Below are 21,488 nucleotides of genomic sequence, written 5' to 3'. Positions count from 1 at the left end.
CATTAGCGTAGTATGAAATAGATTTATATTTTATTAGGAGGAAATAATGAAACCATATAGTAAGAAATATTTAACACTTGCACTAGCAGGAGTATTAGCAGCATCAATGCCAGTATCTGCTTTTGCAACTGGAGAACAACCAGCAGCAGGAACAACTAATCAACCAGCAGCAACACAACCAGCAACTACAGGAACACCAACAGAAACAGAAGCACAAAAAAGTGATCTATCAAGCTTAGACTTCAATCTTGATAAGGGAGAAAGATTCTATACTGGAGATATTAGACTACCTGAAGGAGCAACAATTGAAAATAGAATTTTTGAATATGATTCAAAGGGAAACCATGTAGAAATTGTTACAGTAAAATTTAAAGATGGCTCAACAAAAAATGTTACTTTAAAATTTAATGTAAGCGATAGATACGATAATAGATATAGAAATTTAACACTTACAAATGTAAGATTTGATGGAACTTATCTAAGTGGTCAAACTTCACCAAAAGCCAGCATCTATGTAAAATCTAGAAACTTAAAAGACTATAGAAGACTTGACGAGTATTTAGGATCAGCTGATAAAGATGGAAGATTTTCTATTAAATTAGATTTAAGAGAAGGGGAAAGCATAACAATTTGTGCTAAAGATAATGGATACACTTCAGAAGGCGTTGAAGTTAAAAATGATTTTTACAGAGACATCAAGGGTTCAAGAATTGATGCCAGTGACTTGAGACTTATGGGCAGAACTTTGACAGGATATATTAAAAATCATCCTTTCGAATTTGCAAGAGTTTATAGAGATGGCAAATTACTTGGAAGCTTTAGAACTGACAAAAACTCATATTTCTCAGTAGATTTAAGCGAAAATCTTTATAACAACGAAGTTAATGATTTAAGATTTTACCTTGATTCAAAGACAGTTGAAAATAAAAAATTCAAAATCACAGAAGCTCTTGACGGTCAAAAACTAGTAAAGGGAACTGCAAATGCAAAGGACGAAATTACAGTTTACGATGCAAGCAATAGAAAACTTGGCAGCATCACTGTAAATAATTCTGGCGTTTTCACAGTATTTTTAGACAGAGCCCTTATCTATGGCGAAACTATTAAGATTGAAGCTAAGGACGAAAAAGGAGCTATTAGTAAGCTTGAATACAAGGTTACTAAGAATGCAGTAGAAACTGTTAAGGCTATTTCTTATATCAAGGGATATCCAGATGGAACATTTAAGCCACAAGCAAATGTAACAAGAGCTGAAGCTGCTCAAATGTTTGCTACACTTTTAAATGGCGGCGCTAACTTTGGAACAAGTTCTGCAACAAGATTTTCTGATGCAAGCGATAATTGGTTCTCAAAGGCAGTTAACTATGTTGTTGCTAAGGGACTAATTTCTGGTTACCCAGACGGAACATTTAAGCCAAATGAAAGCATTACAAGAGCAGAATTTGCTCAAATGATCTCCGGTTATGTTAAGAACGAAAAGAAGAGCACTACTGATTTCCAAGATGTTAAAGATCACTGGGCAAAGGATGCTATTGATAAACTTTATGGCAACAAAAATGTTTCAGGTTACCCTGATGGATCCTTTAAACCAAATGCAAAAATCACAAGAGCAGAAGCTGTTACTATTCTAAACTCTGTTTTCGATAGAAACACTACTGCACTTTCACTTAACAATGTAAACAAATCAGCTTTAAATAAATTCTCAGATGTTAATGAAGGCTTCTGGGCTTACTACAACATCATTGATGCAGCAAACTCTCACGACAGAGAAAGATTAAACTCATCTTCAGACGTTGATATTTGGAAATAAATTTAATATTATAGGGCTCCCAAGTGGAGCCTTATTTTTTATGTAAAAATTTTTGGAAGCCTAAAAATTTTTTGCAGCTTGAGAATATGAATAAGTAATAAATTTTAGGAGAAAGGTTATAAAAAACAGAGAAAAATAAAAAAATTAAAGAAAAATAAAAAAGTCCTTGACTTTTATAATTCTCATATATATAATTGATGAAACAATTAAATACATTGTATTGAAAAATACGATAGAGGAGCGGACTTTATCAGTAATCTTTTAGAGCAAGACCATGCAGTGAAGAAAGATGAAAGGAAATTTCGCCGAAGTGTATTAATGGTAAGTTAATATGCTGGGCATGCAAACAATATTTGCATGACTGTCACAAATATGTGGGGAGCTATCTAAAGTTAAATACTTTGTCTTATATTTAGACATCTTTAACAGTTTGGTTTTCCAGACTGTTTTTTTTATTACTTTTTATAGCCACCGAGAATTTACGGAGGTATATCATGAATTTAAGAAAGAATGTAGCAAAAATTTTAGTAGTAGGTGCTTTAGCAAGCACAATGTTTTTAGCAGCTTGTAATCCAAAGGGCGATGGAGGTGCAGCAGCTTCACCAGCAGATTCTGATACAATAAAAGTTGGAATGGAATGTGACTATGCACCTTTTAACTGGACACAAACTGGTGAAGAACATGGCTATCCAATTGCAACTGGCGGCTACGCTGGTGGATACGATGTTGAAATCGCAAAGAAAATTGCTGAGTCCATGGACAAGAAACTTGAAATTGTAAAAACTGAATGGAATGGTCTTACTCCTGCCCTTACTTCAGGAAAGATTGATTTAATTATTGCAGGTATGAGTCCAACTGCTGAAAGAAAAGAAACTATTGACTTCTCCAACACTTATTACACATCAGACCTTGTAATTGTTGTTAAAAAGGATTCTCCTTATGCCAATGCAAAGTCACTTGGGGATTTTAAGGGAGCAAACATCACTGGACAACTTAACACTTTCCACTATGATGTAATTGATCAAATTGAAGGTGTAAATAAGTCAACAGCTCTTGAAACTTTCCCAGCAATGATAGTTGCTCTTAGAAGTGGAAAGATTGACGGATATGTTTCTGAAAGACCAGGCGCACTTTCTGCTACTTCTGCAAATAATGATTTAACTTTTGTAGAATTTGAAAAGGGCAAGGGCTTTGAAGCTTCAACTGAAGACACTTCTATTTCAGTTGGCGTTAAGAAGGGAAATCAAGAACTTTTAGACAAAGTTAACGACGCACTTTCAAAAATTTCTGAAGATGAAAGACAAAGCATAATGGAAGAAGCTGTGGCTAATCAACCACTTAGCGAATAAAGTATAGGAGAAAAAAGATGCCAGAAAGTTTTTTTGGATGGATTGGATTTTTAATAAAGGAATATGGTTCCCTCTTTCTTGAGGGAACTCTTAATACCATTATAATTGCCGTTATAGGCACCTTAATTGGTTTTTTAATAGGACTTTTAATAGCAATTGTAAGGACTATAAAAGTAAATAAAAAATCTTCAGCCTTTAAGAGGGGACTTCTAAAGGTTGTAAATGCCATAATTACAGTTTACATTCAAGTTATTAGGGGAACGCCAATGATGGTACAAGCCATGATGTTCTACTACGGTTCTCTACAATATTTCAACTTAAATATGGCAGCCATGCCTTCAGCCCTTATTATTGTATCTGTAAATACAGGTGCCTACATGGCTGAAATCATAAGAGGTGGAATTATTTCTGTTGACAAGGGTCAAACTGAAGGAGCCTTATCCATAGGCATGACTCATTGGCAAACTATGACAGAAGTTGTACTTCCTCAAGCTGTAAGAAATATTATCCCATCAGTGGGCAATGAATTTATTGTAAACATAAAGGATTCTTCTGTTTTAAATGTAATTTCTGTTTCAGAATTATTCTTTATTTCAAAATCAGCAGCAGGAACTTACCTCAGATACTTCGAAGTTTTCTTCATCACAGCCTTAATTTATCTAGTGCTTACTATTACAGTGAGCCAAGCTATGAAGCTTATTGAAAAGAAAATGGATGGCGACGGAACTTACAAAATTTACGGTTCTCAATCTACAGCAGAAGTTATTGAAGTAAAGGAAGAGGTGTGACATGGAATACATTTTTGAAATAGAAAATTTGGAAAAAAGCTTTGGAGATAATGAAGTTTTAAAGGACATAAATTTTAAAGTCAAAAAGGGCGAAGTTGTTTCAATAATTGGTTCCTCTGGCTCAGGCAAGTCCACCCTTCTTAGGTGTATAAATCTCTTGGAAGAACCCAATGGCGGCAAAATAAAATATCATGGAGAAAATATTTTAGATGACCTTTCTATAAATAATTATAGGACTAAGGTTGGCATGGTTTTTCAATCCTTTAACCTCTTTAACAACATGAGCGTACTTGAAAATTGTGTAATAGGACAAGTTAAGGTCTTGAAAAAGTCTCGCCAGGAGGCAGTGAAACTTGCAGAAGAATTTTTGCAAAAGGTGGGCATGTATCCCTTTAAGGATGCAAAACCTGCATCCCTATCTGGTGGACAAAAGCAAAGAGTTGCCATAGCAAGGTCACTTGCCATGAATCCAGAAGTTCTACTCTTTGACGAACCGACATCAGCTCTTGACCCAGAAATGGTTAATGAAGTTTTAAATGTCATGCGTGATTTGGCAGAAGAAGGACTTACCATGCTTGTTGTAACTCACGAAATGGGCTTTGCAAGAGATGTGTCTAACAGAGTTCTCTTTATGGACAAGGGAGTTATTGCAGAAGACGAAGACTCCAAGGAATTTTTCGCAAATCCAAAAACTAAGAGGGCAAAGGAATTTTTGTCCATGGTTTTATAAATTTATTAAAGGTAAAAGCTCGAAAGGGCTTTTATTTTTTTTGTAAAATTTTAGAGACAATAAAATTTCTAGAGACCAAATAATTTTTTAAGTCCAAAAATATTAAGAGATAGAAAAAATTTGTGTAAAGGCAAAATTTTAGGCAAGGATTATAATTTTCCACTATGTAAAACTTTGTTAAAAAAATAATATAGGTTTTAAATAAATTACCGGGGGTATTTCTTATATAGAAGCTTTTTATGATGTATTAAATTGAGATAAGGAGTATAATATGACAAAACCAAAAATTAATTTTGATAAAAAATACGGCCTATTTATTGGCGGAGAATTTGTTGAAGGCGAAAGTGGCGAAACACTTGATGTTTATTGCCCAGCCGATGGAGAACTTTTAGCAAAGATTACACAAGCATCTGAAAAAGATGTTGATAGAGCTGTTGAGGCTGCTTGGGAAGGCTTTAATGAGTACAAGAGGACAAATAGATATGAAAGGGCAAAAATTTTAAATAAAATTGCCGACATAATTGACGAAAATGCTGAACACCTTGCCATGGTAGAAACTCTAGACAATGGCAAGCCAATTAGAGAAACAAGAAATGTTGATATTCCTCTAGCATCTGAACACTTTAGATACTTTGCAGGAGCAATTTTAGCTGAAGAAGGCACTGCCAATGCCATTGACGAAAACACTTTATCAATTGTTCTTCGTGAACCTCTTGGAGTTGTTGGTCAAATTATTCCATGGAACTTCCCATTCTTAATGGCAGCATGGAAATTATCACCAGCTCTAGCAGCAGGCGATGCTGTTGTAATTAAACCATCTTCAACTACTTCACTATCACTTCTTGAACTAATGAAGTTAATTAAAGATGTAGTGCCAAAGGGAGTAGTAAATGTAGTAACTGGCTCTGGCTCAAAATCTGGTGAATATTTACAACACCATGAAGGTCTATCAAAACTTGCCTTCACTGGCTCAACTGAAGTTGGCTACAAAATTGCAAAGGCTGCAGCAAACAAATTAATTCCTGCTACACTAGAACTTGGCGGAAAGTCAGCAAATATTTTCTTTGACGACTGCGACATGGAACTTGCCCTAGATGGACTTGCTATGGGAATTTTGTTTAACCAAGGTCAAGTATGCTGCGCTGGCTCAAGAGTTTTCGTTCAAGAAGACATTTACGATGAATTTATAGAAAAGGCAATTAAAAAATTTGCAGGCATTAAAGTTGGACTTCCTTGGGAAGAAGACACTCAAGTTGGTGCCCAAGTAAATAGATCACAAACTGAAAAAGTTCTTGGCTATGTAGAAATCGCTAAAAAAGAAGGAGCGACAATTGCCGTTGGTGGCGAAAAAGCTACAAAGAATGGCACAGAAAATGGCTACTTCACAATGCCAACTCTTATCACAGATGTAGACAACAAGATGAAAGTTGCAAGAGATGAAATCTTTGGACCAGTTGCTGTTGTAATAAAATTTAAAGACGAAGAAGATGTTATAAAAATGGCAAACGACTCTGACTATGGTCTAGCAGGCGCTGTTTGGACAAGGGACATCAATAAGGCAATAAGAGTTGCAAGAGGCGTTGAAACTGGAAGAATGTGGGTTAACACTTATAACCAACTTCCTGCAGGAGCACCTTTCGGCGGCTATAAGACATCTGGTATAGGTAGAGAAAACCACAAGATGATGCTTGATGCATATTCACAAGTTAAAAATATTTTTATAAACACTTCTGAAAAACCATCAGGACTATACTAAAAATAAGAATAAAATAGAATAATTAAAAAAAGGGCTATGGTAAAAACTATAGCCCTTTTAAAATCTTCAAAATTTTTATTAAATTTTACATACCTGCGCCCATTTTTGTTGCTATATCCAAGAAGGTTGTAATAATAAAGGCATTTGTAAGATTTGAAATAAATCCACCAATTACTGGCACAACGAAGAAGGCAAGCTTTGAGTATCTGTACTTGTCACATACAGTCTTCATTGTAGTCATTGAAACTGGTACGGCACCTGTAGAGAAACCAAGGTGACCTACTGCCATTACTGCTGAGTCGTAATTCTTGCCTAGAAGTCTAAAAGTTAAGAAGTAAGTGAATACTAGTACAAGAACAATTTGAGCAAGAAGAAGCACAATAAGTTGAGGTCCTAGGTCTGCAAGTTGCCACAATTTCATTGTTACAATTGACATTGAAACAAAGAGTGCAAGGGAAAAGTCTCCCACTGTGTCAATTGCCTCTAATAGAGAGTCCTTTGCTCTGCCAGTTTTGTCTAAGAAGACTCTCACTATAATACCGCCAAGCATACAGTTTACATGAATTGGAATATTAATGTCATAGTGTTGCCATACTAAGAAAAATAATTCACCAATACCACAGGCAAGAACTAGCATATTTACTGCTGAGATTACATTATTTTTGTTCATCATAACAGTTTTTGCAGTGTCAACTATTGTGTTTTGCTTATTGTCTAGTTCTGGATTTTGAAAGCCAAATCTTTTTACTATAAAGTTACCGTAAGGTCCACCAATTAGTGAACCGGCAATAAGTCCAAAGGTAGCAGATGCAATTGCAACTTCCATAGCAGCTTTTTGTCCTGCCTTAATAGCTATTGGCGCAAAACTTGCTGCGTTTCCATGACCACCAGTCATAGGTATTGAGCCAGTCATCATAGAGATAAGTGGATGAACATGAAGTAAATGACCTACTCCAAGAGCTACAGTGTTTTGACAAATGGCAAGTAAGGCTGCCAAAAAAGCAAATATAACTACCAGTTTTCCACCTTGCTTTAAAAGTGAAAGGCTGGCTGCTGCACCACTTGCAGCAAAAAATAAGCAATAAAATAAAGTGTTAACAGTTTTAAAGTCGAAGTCTGGCTCTATAATTCCTGCATAGTATAAGATCATTGTAATTATTGAAATTATGGTTCCTCCAACTACTGCTGATGGCAAGCAATATTTAACAAGAATAGGGAATTTCTTTCTTAGAAAATCTCCTAGATAAATACCAAGTATAGCAAGAAGTAAAACTTCGAACATTCCAAATTCTACATTTATTCTTTCCATTTTTTTCCTCCCAAAAAAAAATTCATTGAGACCATAATGAATATTATTCTCAACTTTGTAATTATAAAATAAAAAAGAACTAGAGTCAAAAAAATTAATGAAATTACTAAAAATTTTTTAAAGTTTGAATTTATAAGCTAAGTGCAAGAAAAAATACTTTCCTTTAATACTAGACAAAAGTACAAAAAGTAAAGATTATGTGATAAAATAAAATCAATAAGAAATTATAAATTATAAAAAATAGGAGTGATATCATGAGTATAGTGAAACCTTCAACTCTTCCAGGATTTATGGAACTGCTACCAAAGGAACAAATTCTCTTTAACGAGATGAGAGATATAATTAGAGACAATTTTGAAAAACATGGTTTCTTGCCAATAGATACACCAGTTATAGAAAAATCTGAAGTGCTACTCGCAAAGGGCGGCGGAGAAACTGAAAAGCAAATTTACAGATTTTCTAAGGGCGACACAGACATGTCCCTTAGATTTGACTTAACAGTTCCTCTAGCAAGATACACTGTAGAGCACATGAATGATTTGTCCTTCCCTTTTAAGAGATATCAAATAGGAAAGGTCTATAGGGGCGAAAAAGCTCAAAAAGGTCGCTTTAGAGAGTTTTATCAATGCGACATCGACACAATCGGCATGGGGGAATTATCTCTTGTAAATGACGCAGAATTTCCAGTTGTAATTTATCACACATTTAAAGATTTAGGCTTTACAGATTTTACAATTCACCTAAACAATAGAAAAATTTTAAAGGGATTCTTCGGCTCTCTTGGCATTGAAGATTCAATGAATGTTTTGAGAACTGTAGATAAAATCGACAAAATTGGCGAAGAAAATGTCTTGTCTGAGCTTTCTGAACTTGGCGTTACAAAAGAAGCTGGCGAAAAGATTCTTGAATTTATTAAAATCAAGGGCAGCACAGATGAAATTATTAAGGCCCTAAATGATCTTAAAATTGAAAATGAAGTTTTCCTTGAAGGACTTGACGAAATAACTCAAGTTGTAGGCTACATGAGGGATTTTGGCATAGACGAAAATTGTTTTGATATTGATTTAAAAATTGCAAGAGGACTAGATTATTACACAGGCACAGTTTATGAAACTACCCTTGATAATTATCCAAATATTGGATCAGTTTGTTCTGGCGGAAGATACGAAGACCTTGCAAGTTATTACACAGATAAAGTTCTTCCAGGCGTTGGAATTTCCATTGGACTTTCAAGACTTTTCTATCAATTAAATGAAGCAAAGATTATTTCTAGTGAAGAAAAATCTCTTGTTGATTTGTTGATTATACCAATGGACGACTGTCTACACGACGGCATAAAACTTTTAAGTGAACTTAGGGAAAAGGGAGTAAGGGTTTCTGTCTACACTGAATTTGCCAAGTTAAAGAAAAAATTTAAGTATGCAGATCAAACTAAGGTAGACTATGTAATTGTCCTTGGTGAAGAAGAAGTCAAGAGCAGAAAATATTCTTTGAAGAATATGAGAAGTGGAGATCAAGAGGAAGTAACTTTTGATGAATTAGTAGAAAAATTCAAGAGATGATGCGACTCCTTTGAAAAAGCTTCCTATTCGGTCGCTTTTTCTACAGTCGCATGCATAAGCTTCTTCATCAGTTCAGCCTTCGCATGGCTCGGCTTCACTGTGAAGAACATTTCAATCGTGACTCGTCACGATTGTCATTAGCATTAAAGAATATGAGAAGTGGAGATCAAGAAGAAGTAACCTTTGATGAACTAGTAGAAAAATTTAGTAAATAATTGCGACTCCTTTGAAAAAGCTTCCTATTCGGTCGCTTTTTCTACAGTCGCTGCATAAGGTTCTTCATCTACTCAAACTTCCCTTCGGTTGTCTTCGTAGTGAAGACCAGTCCAATCGTGACTCGTCACGATTGTCATTAGCATTAAAATTTTTTGAAGAAAAGCTTAAAAAATACAAGAAATCGTGCAACTTATGTTGCACTTTTTTTTATTTAAGCTTAAAATAGGATAGAAGTTTGAAGAAATGAGATGATATTTTGAAAAGAGAAGATATTAGAAATATAGCAATAATTGCCCATGTCGATCATGGCAAGACTACACTTGTAGATGCACTACTTAGACAATCAGGTATTTTTAGAGATAATCAACAAGTTAACGAGAGAGTTATGGACTCCAACGACATTGAAAGAGAAAGAGGTATTACAATTCTTTCCAAAAACACTGCCGTAAACCACAATGGTGTAAAAATCAATATCATTGACACACCAGGACACGCTGACTTCGGAGGAGAAGTTGAACGTGTGCTTAAAATGGTAAATGGCGTTGTACTACTAGTTGATGCCTTTGAAGGTCCAATGCCTCAAACAAAATTTGTTTTGAAAAAATCTTTTGAGCTAAACCTTCCAGTTATTGTCTGCATAAATAAGGTAGACAGACCAGAAGCCAGACCTCTTGAAGTTGTAGACGAAGTTCTCGATTTATTTATTGAACTTGGCGCAGACGATGAAATTTTGGAATGTCCTTTTGTCTTTGCATCAGCAAAACAAGGTATAGCTGCCCTTGATTTAGATGATAAGATGGAATCCATGGATCCACTTTTTGAAACTATTATTAAGTACATCCCTGCACCAGAAAATAGAGACGACGAACCTTTTAAACTTTTGATTTCAACTATTGACTACAACGAATATGTTGGAAGAATTGGTATTGGAAAAATTGAACAAGGTATTATTCAAGAAAATGACAAACTTGTAAGAGTTAATAAATTAAAACCTGACTTTAAAGAAAATATTAAAATTGCACAAATTTATGAATTTGAAGGTCTTAATAGGGTTGAAGTTGACTCATCAAGATCAGGATCTATTGTTGCTGTTACAGGCATCGAAGACATCAACATTGGCGATACTATTACATCAACTGAAGACACTGAAGGTCTTGAATTTGTAAAAATTTCTGAGCCAACAATTTCCATGAACTTTTCTGTAAATGATTCACCTTTTGCAGGTAGAGTTGGCAAGTTCTTGACATCAAGACAAATTAAAGCAAGACTTAATAGAGAATTACAAACTGATGTTGGACTAAGAGTTGAAGAAACTGACACTACTGATTCCTTTAAGGTATCTGGTAGAGGAGAACTTCACCTTTCTGTATTAATTGAAAACATGAGGCGTGAAGGCTACGAATTCCAAGTTTCTAAGCCACAAGTTCTATACAAGTTTGATGAAAATGGCAAAAGACTTGAGCCAACTGAAAGAGTTACAATTGATGTTGACAGTGTTTACGCAGGTTCTGTCATAGAAAAACTTGGCAGAAGAAAGGGCGAACTTGTTAATATTATTGAGCCGAATGGCGGTTACCAAAGGCTTGAATTTATAATTCCTTCAAGGGGACTTATTGGTTACAGAACTGAATTTATGACTGACACAAAGGGAAGCGGAATTTTAAATTCAATTTTCGAATCCTATGTGCCATACAAGGGTGAAATCCCAAGAAGAGTTAATGCTTCTATAGTTTCCTTTGACACAGGCGTTGCATCAACTTATGGACTTAACAATGCACAAGAGAGAGGAACTCTCTTTGTTGAACCAGGGGAAGATGTCTACGAAGGTCAAGTTGTAGGTGAATCTCCAAAGGGAGTTGAAATCGAAGTTTCTGTAACAAAGGCAAAGAAGCAAACTAATGTCAGAGCTTCAGGTTCAGACGATGCTCTTAGACTTTCTCCAGTAAAGAAGATGAGTCTTGAAGAAGCTCTTGAATTTATTGAAGACGATGAACTTATAGAAATTACTCCAAGTGAATTTAGACTTAGAAAGAAAATTTTAGATTCACAACAAAGGTATAAATCAAAGAAAAACAAATAATAAAAAATAACAGAGGTGTTCCATGTTTAATGCCTATTTTGGAATGTTTAAAAACTTTGCCCAAGTTTATTCCTTCCTATTTGTAGCAAATGTATTAATTTCAGGATTTATTATCCTCTACGACAACAAAAAGCCAGTTTCTACACTATTATGGGTAATGGCTATAAATTTTTTGCCAGTAGTTGGATTTATCCTCTACCTTTTTATAGGTCAGGATATATCAAAGTCCAGAATATTTGACGGCAAAAATAGAGCCGACATGATTCTCGAAAAGGAATCTGAGTATCAGCTTAAACAAATTGAAAAGGGTGAATTTGTCTATTCCAATGATAGGACAAAAAATCATCTTGACATGGTAGAGATGTTTAATCGTGCCGAGGATGAAATTCTCTATACTAACAACAGGGTCAAGGTCTATAACGAGGGTGAAAGCAAGTTTGAAGATTTATTTGCCGATTTAAGACAGGCAAAGCACACAATTTATGTGCAGTACTACATTTATAAATCTGACGAACTTTCTACTGAATTTACAAATATTTTAAAAGAAAAGGCAAGAGAAGGTATTGATGTCTACCTATTAATTGATGGAATGGGTATTAGGAAGATGACTCTTAGACATAGAAGAGAGTTAAAAGAAGCTGGAGTAAAATTTGGCATCTTCTTCCCAGGACTTATCTCAAAAATAAACACCCACATCAACTATAGAAACCACAGAAAAATTGTAGTAATAGACAAGAGAATTGGCTATGTTGGTGGCTTTAATGTAGGCGATGAATATGTATCCAAAGGGCCTATGGGCTTTTGGAGAGATACTCATCTTAGAATTGTGGGGCCAGCAGTTAATGGACTTTCCTGGAGATTTTTCTTGGACTTCAAATTTGCATCTGAGGATTACACTAAGGGATTTACTACAGAGCTTTTCCCTGAAATAGAAGATGGGGTTGACATAAATATTGTCACAAGTGGACCAGACACCAAGGCAGACTCCATAAGAAATGGATACGAAAAACTTATAACATCTGCAAGAAAAGAATTATACATTCAAACACCTTACTTCGTGCCAGATGAAGGACTTTTAAAGGCCTTAAAGGTTGCAGCCCTATCTGGAGTTGAAGTTAACTTGATGTTTCCAAAAAAGAGAGACCATGTCTTTGTTCACTGGGCATCCCTTTCCTTTATGGGAGAACTTTTAAAGTGGGGCGCTCATGTATATCAATATGAAGGCGGCTTTCTCCACACAAAAATAGTAATATCAGACGACTACCTATCCAGTGTTGGAACAGCAAACTTCGACATAAGATCTTTTGAATTAAACTTCGAAGTAAATGCCTTTATATATGATGAAGAGATAAATAAAAAACTAAAGGAAGACTTTAAAGAGGACTTAAAGTCCTGCACAGAAATAACTCCAGAAATCTACAACAATAGGTCTAAGTTTACAAAATTTAGGGAGTCAATCTCAAGACTATTGTCACCACTTTTATAAAATGAATATAGAAATATATAGAAAAAAGGTAAAAAACCTTCGAATAAAGGTAGAAGATGGTATAATAAAGGTGTCGGCACCACTTAGAACAAGTGAAAGAGAAATAAAGAGAATTGTAGAAAACAATTTGGACATTATTGAAAGACTAAAAGAAGAAGACCTAAGAAAAAGACGATACAAAAATCACTTGTTTGGCGAAAAATTAGAAATAACATCAGAAAAAGAACTTGAAAAAATTTATAGATCTGAACTGAAAAAAGCTTTAGATGAAATTTTTGAAAAATACGAAAACCTTACGGGGCTTTCGCCAAAATCTGTTGAGATAAGAAAGATGAAGGTGAGATGGGGCACTTGTTACCCACAAAGTGGCGCCATAAAGATAAATCTTTATCTGGCAGAAAGACCTAGAGAAGAGATCGAGGCAGTGGTCCTTCACGAACTTGTCCACCTCAAATATTTTTACCACGACAAGAAATTTAAAGAAGAGTGCAAAAAGTATATGCCAAATTACGAAGAAATTGAAAGAGACTTAAAGAGATGGTGAAGAAATGAAAAAAGCATTAAAAATAATAGGAATAATCGCCCTAGTGGTAATTCTCATGAAACTTTTTAATATTTCAATATTTGTTGGAAATCAAAAAATCGATAGACAACTAATAATAAATGGAATAAGAAATTTTAACCTTGGAGATCTCTATGATAAAGTAACAAATTTCTTCAACGAACTTGTAGGTGGAATAAAAAGAGCAGCAGGTAGTTTATAAATATGTAAAAAATTAGCACGCCAGGCGTGCTTTTTTGATGCAGTAAAAATTTGTCCCTTACTTATGTTATAATAAAAAGCAGGTGAGAAAATGAATTTAACTTTTATAATACTTGGCTGTATAGTGCCAGGACTTATGACTGGGGTTGGCGCAATCCCCATATTTTTTGCAAAAGATGTCAGCCAAAAGGTACTAGATGTGCTTCTTGCAGCAGCTGCAGGAGTAATGCTTGCTGCAACTTGCTTTTCCCTTATTATACCAAGCCTTGAAGCAGGAGAAGGAAGACTTGGAGTTCTAGTAACGGGGCTGGGAATCTTTTGCGGCGCACTTATGCTTGACTTAATAGATAGGTACGCTCCCCACGAGCATTTAATCGATAAGAAACATGAGGGAGTAAATGTAAAAAATCTATCAAGAATTTGGCTCTTTGTAATAGCAATAGCAATTCACAATTTTCCAGAGGGACTTGCCACAGGAGTTGGCTTTGGTGGAGACAATATGTCCAATGGACTTTCCGTTGCCTTTGGTATTGCCCTTCAAAATATGCCAGAAGGACTTGCCGTTGCCCTTGCCCTTGTAAGAGAAGGCTACTCACGCAAGAAGGGTTTTGCCATAGCAACCTTGACTGGGCTTGTTGAACCCATTGGAGCCTTTTTGGGAGTTTGGCTTGTGTCAATTTTTTCTTCCACACTTGGCTTTATACTTGCCTTAGCAGGAGGTGCCATGCTCTTTGTAATTAGCGACGAAATAATACCAGAGACCCACAACAATGGCTACGAAAGGCCCGCAACTTATGGCGTTATCTTTGGCTTTATCCTAATGATGTTTTTAGATGCTTTAATTTAAGACGCAAAAATACCTCACAACTTTTTAAGTCATGAGGTATTTTTTTATTTTATCCTTGCATTTATATTTATTTCAAAGGAGTTTTCATCTAAAAAGTCTTCCCTCATCTCCACTGCTTCTGTGAAATAAATTTCTGCTTCATCTAAAAAATAAATTGGATGAATGCCGTCAATAAATTTTAACTCAGCATTAGTCCTCACATCGCCATAGGAAATTATTTTGCCCACTGCGTGATATTTTAAGATTAGAGTGTCGCCAAGTTTTTTCATGTAGCTTGGCTTTTTATAGTCAATGGACATTTCCTCTAAGGTGGAAATTATTTTTTCTTCTAAATTTATATCCACTGACTTTAATTTTTTCATAAATTCTTCTGTCTTATAGGTATTTACATTTATCATGTAAGAGTCAAAGGAAAAAATCATTTTATCGCCTCACTTGTGGTAGGGGTGGTTATTTATTATTCTAAAGGCTCTATAAATTTGCTCCATTAAAATAACCCTCATTAGTTTGTGGGGGAAGGTCATCTTTGAGAAGCTTAGCTTGTAGTCTGCCCTTTTTAAAACCTCATCTGATAGTCCAAGACTTCCACCAATTACAAAAGTTATGTTGGAGTGGCCGTCTATCATGAGGTCATTGATTTTATCTGCAAAGGCGACAGAGTCAAGGCTCTTTCCTTCAATGGCAAGGGCAATGACATAGGCACCATCCTTTATTTTTGATAAAATCTTCTCGCCTTCAATATTTTTTACCCTCTCTATGTCCTTTTCCGATAAATTTTCGGGGCAGGGTTCGTCCATAATTTCAAAAATGCTTAAATCGGCATAGGATTTAAGCATTTTTTTGTACTCATTTATAGCATCTTTAAAATAATTTTCCTTGATTTTGCCAAGTACGATTAAATTAATATTTATCATTTTAATTTTTTAACTTCTTCAAGAGCCTTTTCAAAGTTTACTTCGTGAGTTACTTCAGGAACATATTCAACATATTGAACTTTTCCATCTCTATCAACAATTACAACGCCACGAGCAAGTAGCTTAAATTCTTTAATCATGAAGCCATATTTTTCGCCAAATTCTCTGTATTTGTAGTCAGAAACTATGTCTGCGTTTTCTATTCCCTTTACTGAACAGAATCTTTCTTGTGCAAAAGGAAGGTCAACTGTTACAGTTACGATTTTTACATCATCAGATAATTTTGTAGCTTCTTCGTTAAATGTTGTTGCTTGGATAGCACAAACTGGTGTGTCAATTGATGGTGCAACTGAATAAACTACGATTTTGCCCTTTAAGTCAGCTGAATTAAAATCAGATAAATCTCTTTTAACTGCCTTAAATTCAGGAGCCATATCTCCAACTTTGATTTCTTTACCTTCTAAGTTTACTTTATTTCCGCCAAATGTTATATCCATTGTAATTACCTCCAATAAAATATTTACTTTAATTTACACTACATTTATATCCATTTTTATTTAATATTAACAAGGGATTGAAATAAAATAATAAAATTTGGGTAAAAAATATTAAAAGAAAGTTTGTTATTTTAAAAAGTAAAAGAGGTATTTATGAAAAAAATTTTTAAAACTTTAATTTTAGTTTTTGCAATGGGAATGTTGGGAATTTTTTTATCCGCTTGCCAAGGAAATAACGAACTTCTTCCAGACAAAAAAATTTATAATGTTAATTGGACCATTGAGGACATTACAAGGATGGAGGATGGCAAAAAAGTAGATAATGACATGGCAATAAAGTTTGACAAGAAAAATTTTGTCATGACTGATAGAAATAATGCTTATGACTTTACTGGCACTTATAAATTAAAAAAAGCAGGCGCAGGCTATGAAGTCATAATGAAATTTGACGATTTAAAGGAGCCTGTGACTGGGATATATGGCATGAGAACTTATAAAGATAAAGAGCCTAAACCTGATTTAGTATTTGACCACTGGGACACAAGGTATTCTTTTATAGGTGAGTACAAGGATAAATAAAAAAAGAACTGTTGGATTTATTTTTCCAACAGTTTTTTCATGTCTATTAATTTTTCAAAAATTATTTTTCCTTAAAAATTTTTAGCATTATCTTTGTAAAGATGTAGAAGAGAATTAGGACTGCGAAAACTCCAGCAAGTCCCCAAAGCGCAACTTCTACTCCCTGCGTAAATACTGTCATATCCATTTTATCACTCCTACATAAACATTGGCACGAGAGCCAAGATCATTGAACCTGCAACTACTGAGCCAAGTTGACCGGCAACATTGGCTGACATGGCTTGCATTAGGATAAAGTTAGTTGGGTCTTCCTTTGCCGCCATCATTTGCACAACTCTACCAGACATAGGAAAGGCAGAGATGCCAGCTGCACCAATCATTGGGTTGACCTTGTTCTTTAAAAATAAATTTAAAAATTTTGCAAAGAGAACGCCGCCTGCTGTGTCAAAGATAAAGGCAACAAGTCCCATGGCAAGGATCATAAGTGTGTGGATGTTTAAAAAGGCATCGGCAGACATGGTGCCACCAATAGTAATTCCCAGTAAAATTGTAACTAGGTTTGAAAGTTCATTTTGGGCAGAAGTTGAAAGCCTATCAAGAACTCCACAAACTCTTATTAAATTTCCAAACATGAGAGCGCCAATTAGGGCAACAGACATTGGTGCGATAATGCCAGCTATAACTGTTATTACAATTGGGAAGAGAATTTCAACTTTTTTAGGCACATGAACAGTAGTGTACTTCATCCTAATTTTTCTCTCCTTTTCACTTGTGAGAAGTTTAATAACTGGTGGCTGAATAATTGGAACGAGAGACATATAGGAGTAGGCAGCAACAGATATTGGTCCAAGATAATTAGGTGCAAATTCCTTGGCAACATAAATTGATGTAGGGCCATCTGCTGCACCGATTATGCCAATTGAAGCTGCTTCTGGTAGACTAAATTTTCCTGTAGAAATTGCAAAAAGCATTGTGGCAAAAATTCCAAACTGCGCCGCTGCTCCAAAGAAGAGCATAAATGGCGATGCAATAAGTGGTTTAAAGTCAATCATGGCACCGACAGCTATAAAGATTAAAACGGGGAAGAGCTCAGTGGCAATCCCTGCCTTATATAAAATTGTCAAAAAACCTTCTTCGCCAACGGCTGATGATAGTGGAATATTAGAAATAATTGCTCCAAAACCAATGGGAAGAAGAAGTGACGGTTCGTATTGTTTTTCAATGGCAAGATAAATTAAAATTCCGCCAATGATAAACATAATTATGTGTTTAACTTCGAGATTTAAAATCCCAGATAAAAGTGTTTCCATTTGACCTCCTAAATATTTTTACATGCAAAGTAATATAACATAAAAGAGCCTAATATTCAATTCTTGTAAAATAAAAGCCCACATTTTTATGTGAGCTATTTTGACATTTAATTCAAATTTATTAAGGTTAAGAATTTATTTTTTGAATAAGTTCTTTTATATTTAATATAACTTTTTCAAAACTAATATTAATGTAGTTTATTTGATTTTTTATATAATTATTCCACCTAAGTAAAATATTTTCGTTAGAGGAAATTAAATCAATTGTATTTAAAAGCTCATCAAAATTGAAGACATTCCCCCTATAAGAAAAAGTATTTATGCAGGCATTTTTTAGATCATCAAAATTTATTTCTTCCTTTTTCAGTAAGTAAATAATATAAACATCAAAAAAATCTTTGCTTCTACTATTAAAAACTCCTCTTGAGTAAATAGTTTCAATTTTTTCTGCGAGAATAGTTTCAATATTGTAAGCTTTTAAATTAAAGTTTTCTCCAGTAAAAATGCTTTTGTAATTGTAGTTCACTTCTTTTGGAGTTATAGGATCTCCAGTTGCTATGTCGATGTGAATTTTTTCTTTAATATTTTCTAATTTACACATTATTTCAACTCTGTATCCGCCGTAAGGATCATCGTCTTTTATGCTTTTTAAATCAATAATTTCAAAAGAAATATCATTGCCATCTTCCCTTAATATTATTTCGAACTTTTCTCTAAGAATTTCTTCTTCCAAAGAAAAATTTCTTATTGAAAAATCAATATCTCTAGTTGTCCTCTCCTTAAGACCTATAATATTGGACAACAAAAATCAACCCTTAAAAATAAAATCAGAGGAAAAATCACTGTCAGCAATTTGTTTTAGTATTTTTTCCAAAAAATAATAGGTTTGAATGGAATTGTAACTTAAGCCTGATTTTTGAGATACTTGTAAACAAAGGGCTCTCAACTTATTTTTATTCATAGATAACCTCGATTATTTCGCTAACTTCTCTTTCGATTTGCATTTTCCTTGCATAGTCATAAAGTTTATTCAAATCTTTATTCTTATCCTTAATGTAATTATTTATGGTTTTGGAAAAAAGTTCACTGTCTATTTCCTTTCGACTTTTTACAAAATCACAAAAAGTTCGTTCTTTATTATAGGCTTTAACCATATTTCCATACTTAGTTTTTATTTTAGTAATTCCAAGGCCATAAAGGTCCTTACTTACATAATGAACAATTACATTTTTATCAACTCTGTGAGCATTGTAGCCTCTATACACTGTTACTTCCATCTTCTGGGGAATAAAATCTGTGACATCGTGAAGGTATAGAGAAGATGTATAAGAAAAAATAGGCACATCATATCTGTTTGAAAAAAAATAGTATTCATCGTGATCGCCTTCCTTTGAGATATAAACGCCTCTATCAACTCTTTCTAGAAATCCAGCCTTAACCATTCTATGAAGATAAATAGTAGGTATGTTATTTTTTACAAGTTCCCTATTAGTTATTATCCCCTGGTTTTCTTTTATTTTATTTTCAATAATTTCTATATAATTCAAAATATCACCTCGGCTTTGTTGCTTTTGTGCTTACATTTTATCAATTTGTACGCACAAATACAACAAAAATTATTTTTCTTAAAAATTATTTATCTTAATTCATAAAGTTAAAATTGATTTATATTAGTGTATATGATATTTTTTAGTAAAATAGAGATATAGTAAATGACTTAAGTAATATTATAAGATGTAAAGGGTAAATTAAAGGTTAGGAGGATTTTTTGAAAAAATATATAAATTTTATAATCTCACTCTTTCTTTTTCCGATTTTAAACCTAATCAGTTTAAAAATTTTTGGATACATAGGTGGGAAAGTTCAAGCAACCTTTGATATAAAATATATGCTTATCTTAGCTCTTCTTAAAATTATAATGATTTTATTTTTGGGCTTTATGCTTGCCTATTTTTTTAATTTTGCAAGTAAGCTATCAAAAAAATCTGCTGGAATATTTTTCTTAATTGAAATTTTTGTACTGGTAATTTATATGGTAACAAAAAAATGTTATTTGCCTGAAAATTTTTTATACCTCTATGATTTCAATGTCTTGTATTTTTTCTTGCTCCTAGGTGAAAATATTTTTTTACTTTTAAATAAAAAGCCATAAGTTATCTTTAAAATCCAAAAAAAGGCTCTTTTCATAGTGAAAAGAGCCTTATATTTTTATTTATTTTATAAAATTTTTTTACATCAACTTTGACACATTTCTTGCATAGGCGATGGGGTCTTTTATGTCAAGACCTGCCACAAGTCTTGCGCCGTCGTAAAGTAATTCTGTGTAAGTTTTAAATTCTTCGGAGTCCTTGTCCATGTCCTTTAATTTTTTAACAGCAGGGTGGTTTGGATTTATTTCTAAAACCTTGTCTGCCTTAAAGGCTTCGTTGTTTGGCATGTGGCTAAGAGTCTTTTCCATTTCTATGGAGATTTCGCCCCTGCTTGATAGATAAGCTGCGTCATCTTTTAGATTTGGATTTTCCTTTATTGATGAAACTTCGCCAGATAAAAGGTCCTTCATCTTCTTTACATAGTCGCCAAGATTTTTTTCGTCTTCTTCCTTAACTTCTGTTTCAGAAATTGACTTGAATTTCTTGCCATCGTACTCATCAAGCATCTTGATGACAAATTCGTCTATAGGCTCAGTTAGGGCAAGGACTTCAATACCTTCTTCCATGAAGTGTTTTATTTGTGGAAGGTCCTTTATGCCCTCAAGAGATGTGCCATTGGCGTAATAGATAAAGTCTTGGTCTGGTCCCATTTCTTTTCTGTATTCGTTAAATGTCACATTTGCTCTCTTTGTCGTGTCATAGATAAATAGGTCTTTTAGCTTGTCCTTGTCGGCGCCAAAGTTTTCGTAGGCACCAGATTTTAAGCTTACGCCAAAGTTTTTGAAAAATTCAGTATATTTTTCCCTGTCCTTTTTAAGAATTTTTGCAAGTTCTTCTAAGATTTTCTTTTCAATATTTTTCTTTATAAGTTGAAGTTCGCGAGTTTTTTGTAGCATTTCACGAGAAATATTTAGTGAAATGTCTTCAGAGTCAACTACACCCTTGACGAAGTTTAAATAATCTGGAAGGAGATCTTCGCATTTTTCCATGATTAAGACTCCGTTGGAATAAAGTTCAAGTCCGCCCTTTCTATCTGGACTCAAGAAGTCAAAGGGTCTTCTTGATGGAATGTATAAAATTGCCTTAAAGGAAATCATACCTTCCACGCTGATGTGAAGGTGGGCAAGGGGATCTTCAAAGCCAAAGTGTCTTTGCTTAAAGAAGTTGTTGTAGTCTTCCTCTTTCAATTCATTTTTATTTTTTCTCCACATTGGAACAGAGGAGTTAAGGACATCATCTTCCCTATAGGATTCAAATTTTGGATTATCTTCTGTGGAGTCGGCAGCAGGTCTTTTCTTTTCCACTTCCATCTTTATTGGATAGGAGATGTAGTTGGAGTAGT

The 21,488-nt window shown here is 34.2% G+C and carries 23 protein-coding genes and 1 riboswitch; of the genes, 14 read left to right on the top strand and 9 right to left on the bottom strand.

Annotated features, from left to right (window positions below):
• Positions 1 to 46: 46 nt before the first annotated feature.
• The 5 genes from Q0U74_RS04280 to Q0U74_RS04260 all read left to right on the top strand — a co-directional run bounded on the left by Q0U74_RS04280 (position 47) and on the right by Q0U74_RS04260 (position 6,433).
• Positions 47 to 1,810 carry an S-layer homology domain-containing protein gene (locus Q0U74_RS04280; protein ID WP_297392873.1) on the top strand — a complete coding sequence of 588 codons (1,764 nt, stop codon included), beginning with the start codon at positions 47 to 49 and terminating at the stop codon, positions 1,808 to 1,810.
• Positions 1,811 to 2,035: 225 nt separating this feature from the next.
• A riboswitch (Lysine riboswitch) is annotated at positions 2,036 to 2,203 on the top strand.
• A gap of 101 nt (positions 2,204 to 2,304) precedes the next feature.
• Positions 2,305 to 3,159 (top strand): transporter substrate-binding domain-containing protein, encoded by an 855-nt coding sequence (locus Q0U74_RS04275; protein ID WP_297392872.1) that lies wholly within the window; start codon positions 2,305 to 2,307, stop codon positions 3,157 to 3,159.
• A gap of 17 nt (positions 3,160 to 3,176) precedes the next feature.
• A complete protein-coding gene (locus Q0U74_RS04270) occupies positions 3,177 to 3,947 on the top strand; it encodes an amino acid ABC transporter permease (protein WP_297392871.1) in 771 nt (256 codons plus the stop codon).
• Position 3,948: 1 nt separating this feature from the next.
• Positions 3,949 to 4,677, top strand: a complete 729-nt coding sequence (locus Q0U74_RS04265; protein ID WP_297392870.1) for an amino acid ABC transporter ATP-binding protein — start codon at positions 3,949 to 3,951, stop codon at positions 4,675 to 4,677.
• Between the two features lie 271 nt (positions 4,678 to 4,948).
• A complete protein-coding gene (locus Q0U74_RS04260) occupies positions 4,949 to 6,433 on the top strand; it encodes an aldehyde dehydrogenase family protein (protein ID WP_297392869.1) in 1,485 nt (494 codons plus the stop codon).
• An 85-nt stretch (positions 6,434 to 6,518) separates the two neighbouring features.
• Here the strand turns inward: Q0U74_RS04260 and Q0U74_RS04255 are convergent, their stop codons facing one another.
• On the bottom strand, positions 6,519 to 7,742 hold the full coding sequence (locus tag Q0U74_RS04255) for a sodium/glutamate symporter (RefSeq protein WP_297392868.1): 1,224 nt from the start codon (positions 7,740 to 7,742) through the stop codon (positions 6,519 to 6,521).
• A gap of 254 nt (positions 7,743 to 7,996) precedes the next feature.
• Between Q0U74_RS04255 and hisS the strand changes: the two genes are divergently transcribed.
• The 7 genes from hisS (at position 7,997) to Q0U74_RS04220 (ending at position 14,696) form a co-directional block, all read left to right on the top strand.
• Positions 7,997 to 9,304: a histidine--tRNA ligase gene (hisS, locus tag Q0U74_RS04250; RefSeq protein WP_297392867.1), complete on the top strand. Its 1,308-nt coding sequence runs from the start codon at positions 7,997 to 7,999 to the stop codon at positions 9,302 to 9,304.
• Between the two features lie 83 nt (positions 9,305 to 9,387).
• Positions 9,388 to 9,519 carry a hypothetical protein gene (locus Q0U74_RS04245; RefSeq protein ID WP_297392866.1) on the top strand — a complete coding sequence of 44 codons (132 nt, stop codon included), beginning with the start codon at positions 9,388 to 9,390 and terminating at the stop codon, positions 9,517 to 9,519.
• A gap of 254 nt (positions 9,520 to 9,773) precedes the next feature.
• Positions 9,774 to 11,600: a translational GTPase TypA gene (typA, locus tag Q0U74_RS04240; protein WP_297392897.1), complete on the top strand. Its 1,827-nt coding sequence runs from the start codon at positions 9,774 to 9,776 to the stop codon at positions 11,598 to 11,600.
• Between the two features lie 22 nt (positions 11,601 to 11,622).
• A complete protein-coding gene (cls, locus tag Q0U74_RS04235) occupies positions 11,623 to 13,086 on the top strand; it encodes a cardiolipin synthase (RefSeq protein WP_297392865.1) in 1,464 nt (487 codons plus the stop codon).
• A gap of 1 nt (position 13,087) precedes the next feature.
• A complete protein-coding gene (locus Q0U74_RS04230; protein WP_297392864.1) occupies positions 13,088 to 13,630 on the top strand; it encodes a M48 family metallopeptidase in 543 nt (180 codons plus the stop codon).
• Positions 13,631 to 13,634: 4 nt separating this feature from the next.
• On the top strand, positions 13,635 to 13,850 hold the full coding sequence (locus Q0U74_RS04225) for a hypothetical protein (protein ID WP_297392863.1): 216 nt from the start codon (positions 13,635 to 13,637) through the stop codon (positions 13,848 to 13,850).
• A 90-nt stretch (positions 13,851 to 13,940) separates the two neighbouring features.
• On the top strand, positions 13,941 to 14,696 hold the full coding sequence (locus tag Q0U74_RS04220) for a ZIP family metal transporter (protein WP_297392862.1): 756 nt from the start codon (positions 13,941 to 13,943) through the stop codon (positions 14,694 to 14,696).
• A 44-nt stretch (positions 14,697 to 14,740) separates the two neighbouring features.
• Here the strand turns inward: Q0U74_RS04220 and Q0U74_RS04215 are convergent, their stop codons facing one another.
• The 3 genes from Q0U74_RS04215 to tpx are packed head-to-tail and all read right to left on the bottom strand — an operon-like array spanning position 14,741 to position 16,107.
• Positions 14,741 to 15,118, bottom strand: a complete 378-nt coding sequence (locus Q0U74_RS04215) for a hypothetical protein (RefSeq protein WP_297392861.1) — start codon at positions 15,116 to 15,118, stop codon at positions 14,741 to 14,743.
• Positions 15,119 to 15,127: 9 nt separating this feature from the next.
• The gene (gene rlmH, locus Q0U74_RS04210; protein WP_367178316.1) at positions 15,128 to 15,607 is read right to left on the bottom strand and encodes a 23S rRNA (pseudouridine(1915)-N(3))-methyltransferase RlmH; all 480 of its coding nucleotides are present in this window, start codon (positions 15,605 to 15,607) and stop codon (positions 15,128 to 15,130) included.
• Positions 15,607 to 16,107 (bottom strand): thiol peroxidase, encoded by a 501-nt coding sequence (gene tpx / locus Q0U74_RS04205; protein WP_297392859.1) that lies wholly within the window; start codon positions 16,105 to 16,107, stop codon positions 15,607 to 15,609. The genes rlmH and tpx overlap by 1 nt, the downstream gene beginning before the upstream one ends.
• A gap of 153 nt (positions 16,108 to 16,260) precedes the next feature.
• On the opposite strand from tpx, the gene Q0U74_RS04200 reads away from it, so the two are divergent.
• The gene (locus Q0U74_RS04200) at positions 16,261 to 16,686 is read left to right on the top strand and encodes a hypothetical protein (RefSeq protein ID WP_297392858.1); all 426 of its coding nucleotides are present in this window, start codon (positions 16,261 to 16,263) and stop codon (positions 16,684 to 16,686) included.
• Between the two features lie 61 nt (positions 16,687 to 16,747).
• Here Q0U74_RS04200 and Q0U74_RS04195 read toward each other — a convergent pair whose 3' ends face one another.
• From Q0U74_RS04195 to Q0U74_RS04180, 4 genes are all read right to left on the bottom strand, one after another.
• Entirely contained in the window at positions 16,748 to 16,873 is a 126-nt protein-coding gene (locus Q0U74_RS04195) for an OadG-related small transporter subunit (protein ID WP_297392857.1), read from the bottom strand.
• Between the two features lie 10 nt (positions 16,874 to 16,883).
• Positions 16,884 to 17,996 carry a sodium ion-translocating decarboxylase subunit beta gene (locus Q0U74_RS04190; RefSeq protein WP_297392856.1) on the bottom strand — a complete coding sequence of 371 codons (1,113 nt, stop codon included), beginning with the start codon at positions 17,994 to 17,996 and terminating at the stop codon, positions 16,884 to 16,886.
• Between the two features lie 127 nt (positions 17,997 to 18,123).
• Positions 18,124 to 18,798 carry a nucleotidyl transferase AbiEii/AbiGii toxin family protein gene (locus tag Q0U74_RS04185; RefSeq protein WP_297392855.1) on the bottom strand — a complete coding sequence of 225 codons (675 nt, stop codon included), beginning with the start codon at positions 18,796 to 18,798 and terminating at the stop codon, positions 18,124 to 18,126.
• 151 nt (positions 18,799 to 18,949) lie between these two features.
• Positions 18,950 to 19,543 (bottom strand): type IV toxin-antitoxin system AbiEi family antitoxin domain-containing protein, encoded by a 594-nt coding sequence (locus Q0U74_RS04180; protein ID WP_297392854.1) that lies wholly within the window; start codon positions 19,541 to 19,543, stop codon positions 18,950 to 18,952.
• Positions 19,544 to 19,764: 221 nt separating this feature from the next.
• On the opposite strand from Q0U74_RS04180, the gene Q0U74_RS04175 reads away from it, so the two are divergent.
• Positions 19,765 to 20,148: a hypothetical protein gene (locus Q0U74_RS04175; RefSeq protein WP_297392853.1), complete on the top strand. Its 384-nt coding sequence runs from the start codon at positions 19,765 to 19,767 to the stop codon at positions 20,146 to 20,148.
• 78 nt (positions 20,149 to 20,226) lie between these two features.
• Here the strand turns inward: Q0U74_RS04175 and htpG are convergent.
• Positions 20,227 to 21,488: molecular chaperone HtpG (gene htpG / locus Q0U74_RS04170; RefSeq protein WP_297392852.1), on the bottom strand; the 1,262-nt coding region annotated here is incomplete at its 5' end.

Origin of the sequence: uncultured Peptoniphilus sp., from assembly GCF_946998875.1 — a bacterium.
GTDB lineage: Bacteria > Bacillota > Clostridia > Tissierellales > Peptoniphilaceae > Peptoniphilus_A.
Note: the sequence above shows the minus strand (reverse complement) of the source record. Positions and strands in the feature narration are given on the sequence as shown.

Bases quoted from the DNA above. Each gene is read 5' to 3' on its own strand.
- Q0U74_RS04280 (WP_297392873.1), top strand. From the start codon at position 47: ATGAAACCATATAGTAAGAAATATTTAACACTTGCACTAGCAGGAGTA.
- Q0U74_RS04275 (WP_297392872.1), top strand. From the start codon at position 2,305: ATGAATTTAAGAAAGAATGTAGCAAAAATTTTAGTAGTAGGTGCTTTA.
- Q0U74_RS04270 (WP_297392871.1), top strand. From the start codon at position 3,177: ATGCCAGAAAGTTTTTTTGGATGGATTGGATTTTTAATAAAGGAATAT.
- Q0U74_RS04265 (WP_297392870.1), top strand. From the start codon at position 3,949: ATGGAATACATTTTTGAAATAGAAAATTTGGAAAAAAGCTTTGGAGAT.
- Q0U74_RS04260 (WP_297392869.1), top strand. From the start codon at position 4,949: ATGACAAAACCAAAAATTAATTTTGATAAAAAATACGGCCTATTTATT.
- Q0U74_RS04255 (WP_297392868.1), bottom strand. From the start codon at position 7,742: ATGGAAAGAATAAATGTAGAATTTGGAATGTTCGAAGTTTTACTTCTT.
- hisS (WP_297392867.1), top strand. From the start codon at position 7,997: ATGAGTATAGTGAAACCTTCAACTCTTCCAGGATTTATGGAACTGCTA.
- Q0U74_RS04245 (WP_297392866.1), top strand. From the start codon at position 9,388: ATGGCTCGGCTTCACTGTGAAGAACATTTCAATCGTGACTCGTCACGA.
- cls (WP_297392865.1), top strand. From the start codon at position 11,623: ATGTTTAATGCCTATTTTGGAATGTTTAAAAACTTTGCCCAAGTTTAT.
- Q0U74_RS04230 (WP_297392864.1), top strand. From the start codon at position 13,088: ATGAATATAGAAATATATAGAAAAAAGGTAAAAAACCTTCGAATAAAG.
- Q0U74_RS04225 (WP_297392863.1), top strand. From the start codon at position 13,635: ATGAAAAAAGCATTAAAAATAATAGGAATAATCGCCCTAGTGGTAATT.
- Q0U74_RS04220 (WP_297392862.1), top strand. From the start codon at position 13,941: ATGAATTTAACTTTTATAATACTTGGCTGTATAGTGCCAGGACTTATG.
- Q0U74_RS04215 (WP_297392861.1), bottom strand. From the start codon at position 15,118: ATGATTTTTTCCTTTGACTCTTACATGATAAATGTAAATACCTATAAG.
- tpx (WP_297392859.1), bottom strand. From the start codon at position 16,107: ATGGATATAACATTTGGCGGAAATAAAGTAAACTTAGAAGGTAAAGAA.
- Q0U74_RS04200 (WP_297392858.1), top strand. From the start codon at position 16,261: ATGAAAAAAATTTTTAAAACTTTAATTTTAGTTTTTGCAATGGGAATG.
- Q0U74_RS04195 (WP_297392857.1), bottom strand. From the start codon at position 16,873: ATGGATATGACAGTATTTACGCAGGGAGTAGAAGTTGCGCTTTGGGGA.
- Q0U74_RS04190 (WP_297392856.1), bottom strand. From the start codon at position 17,996: ATGGAAACACTTTTATCTGGGATTTTAAATCTCGAAGTTAAACACATA.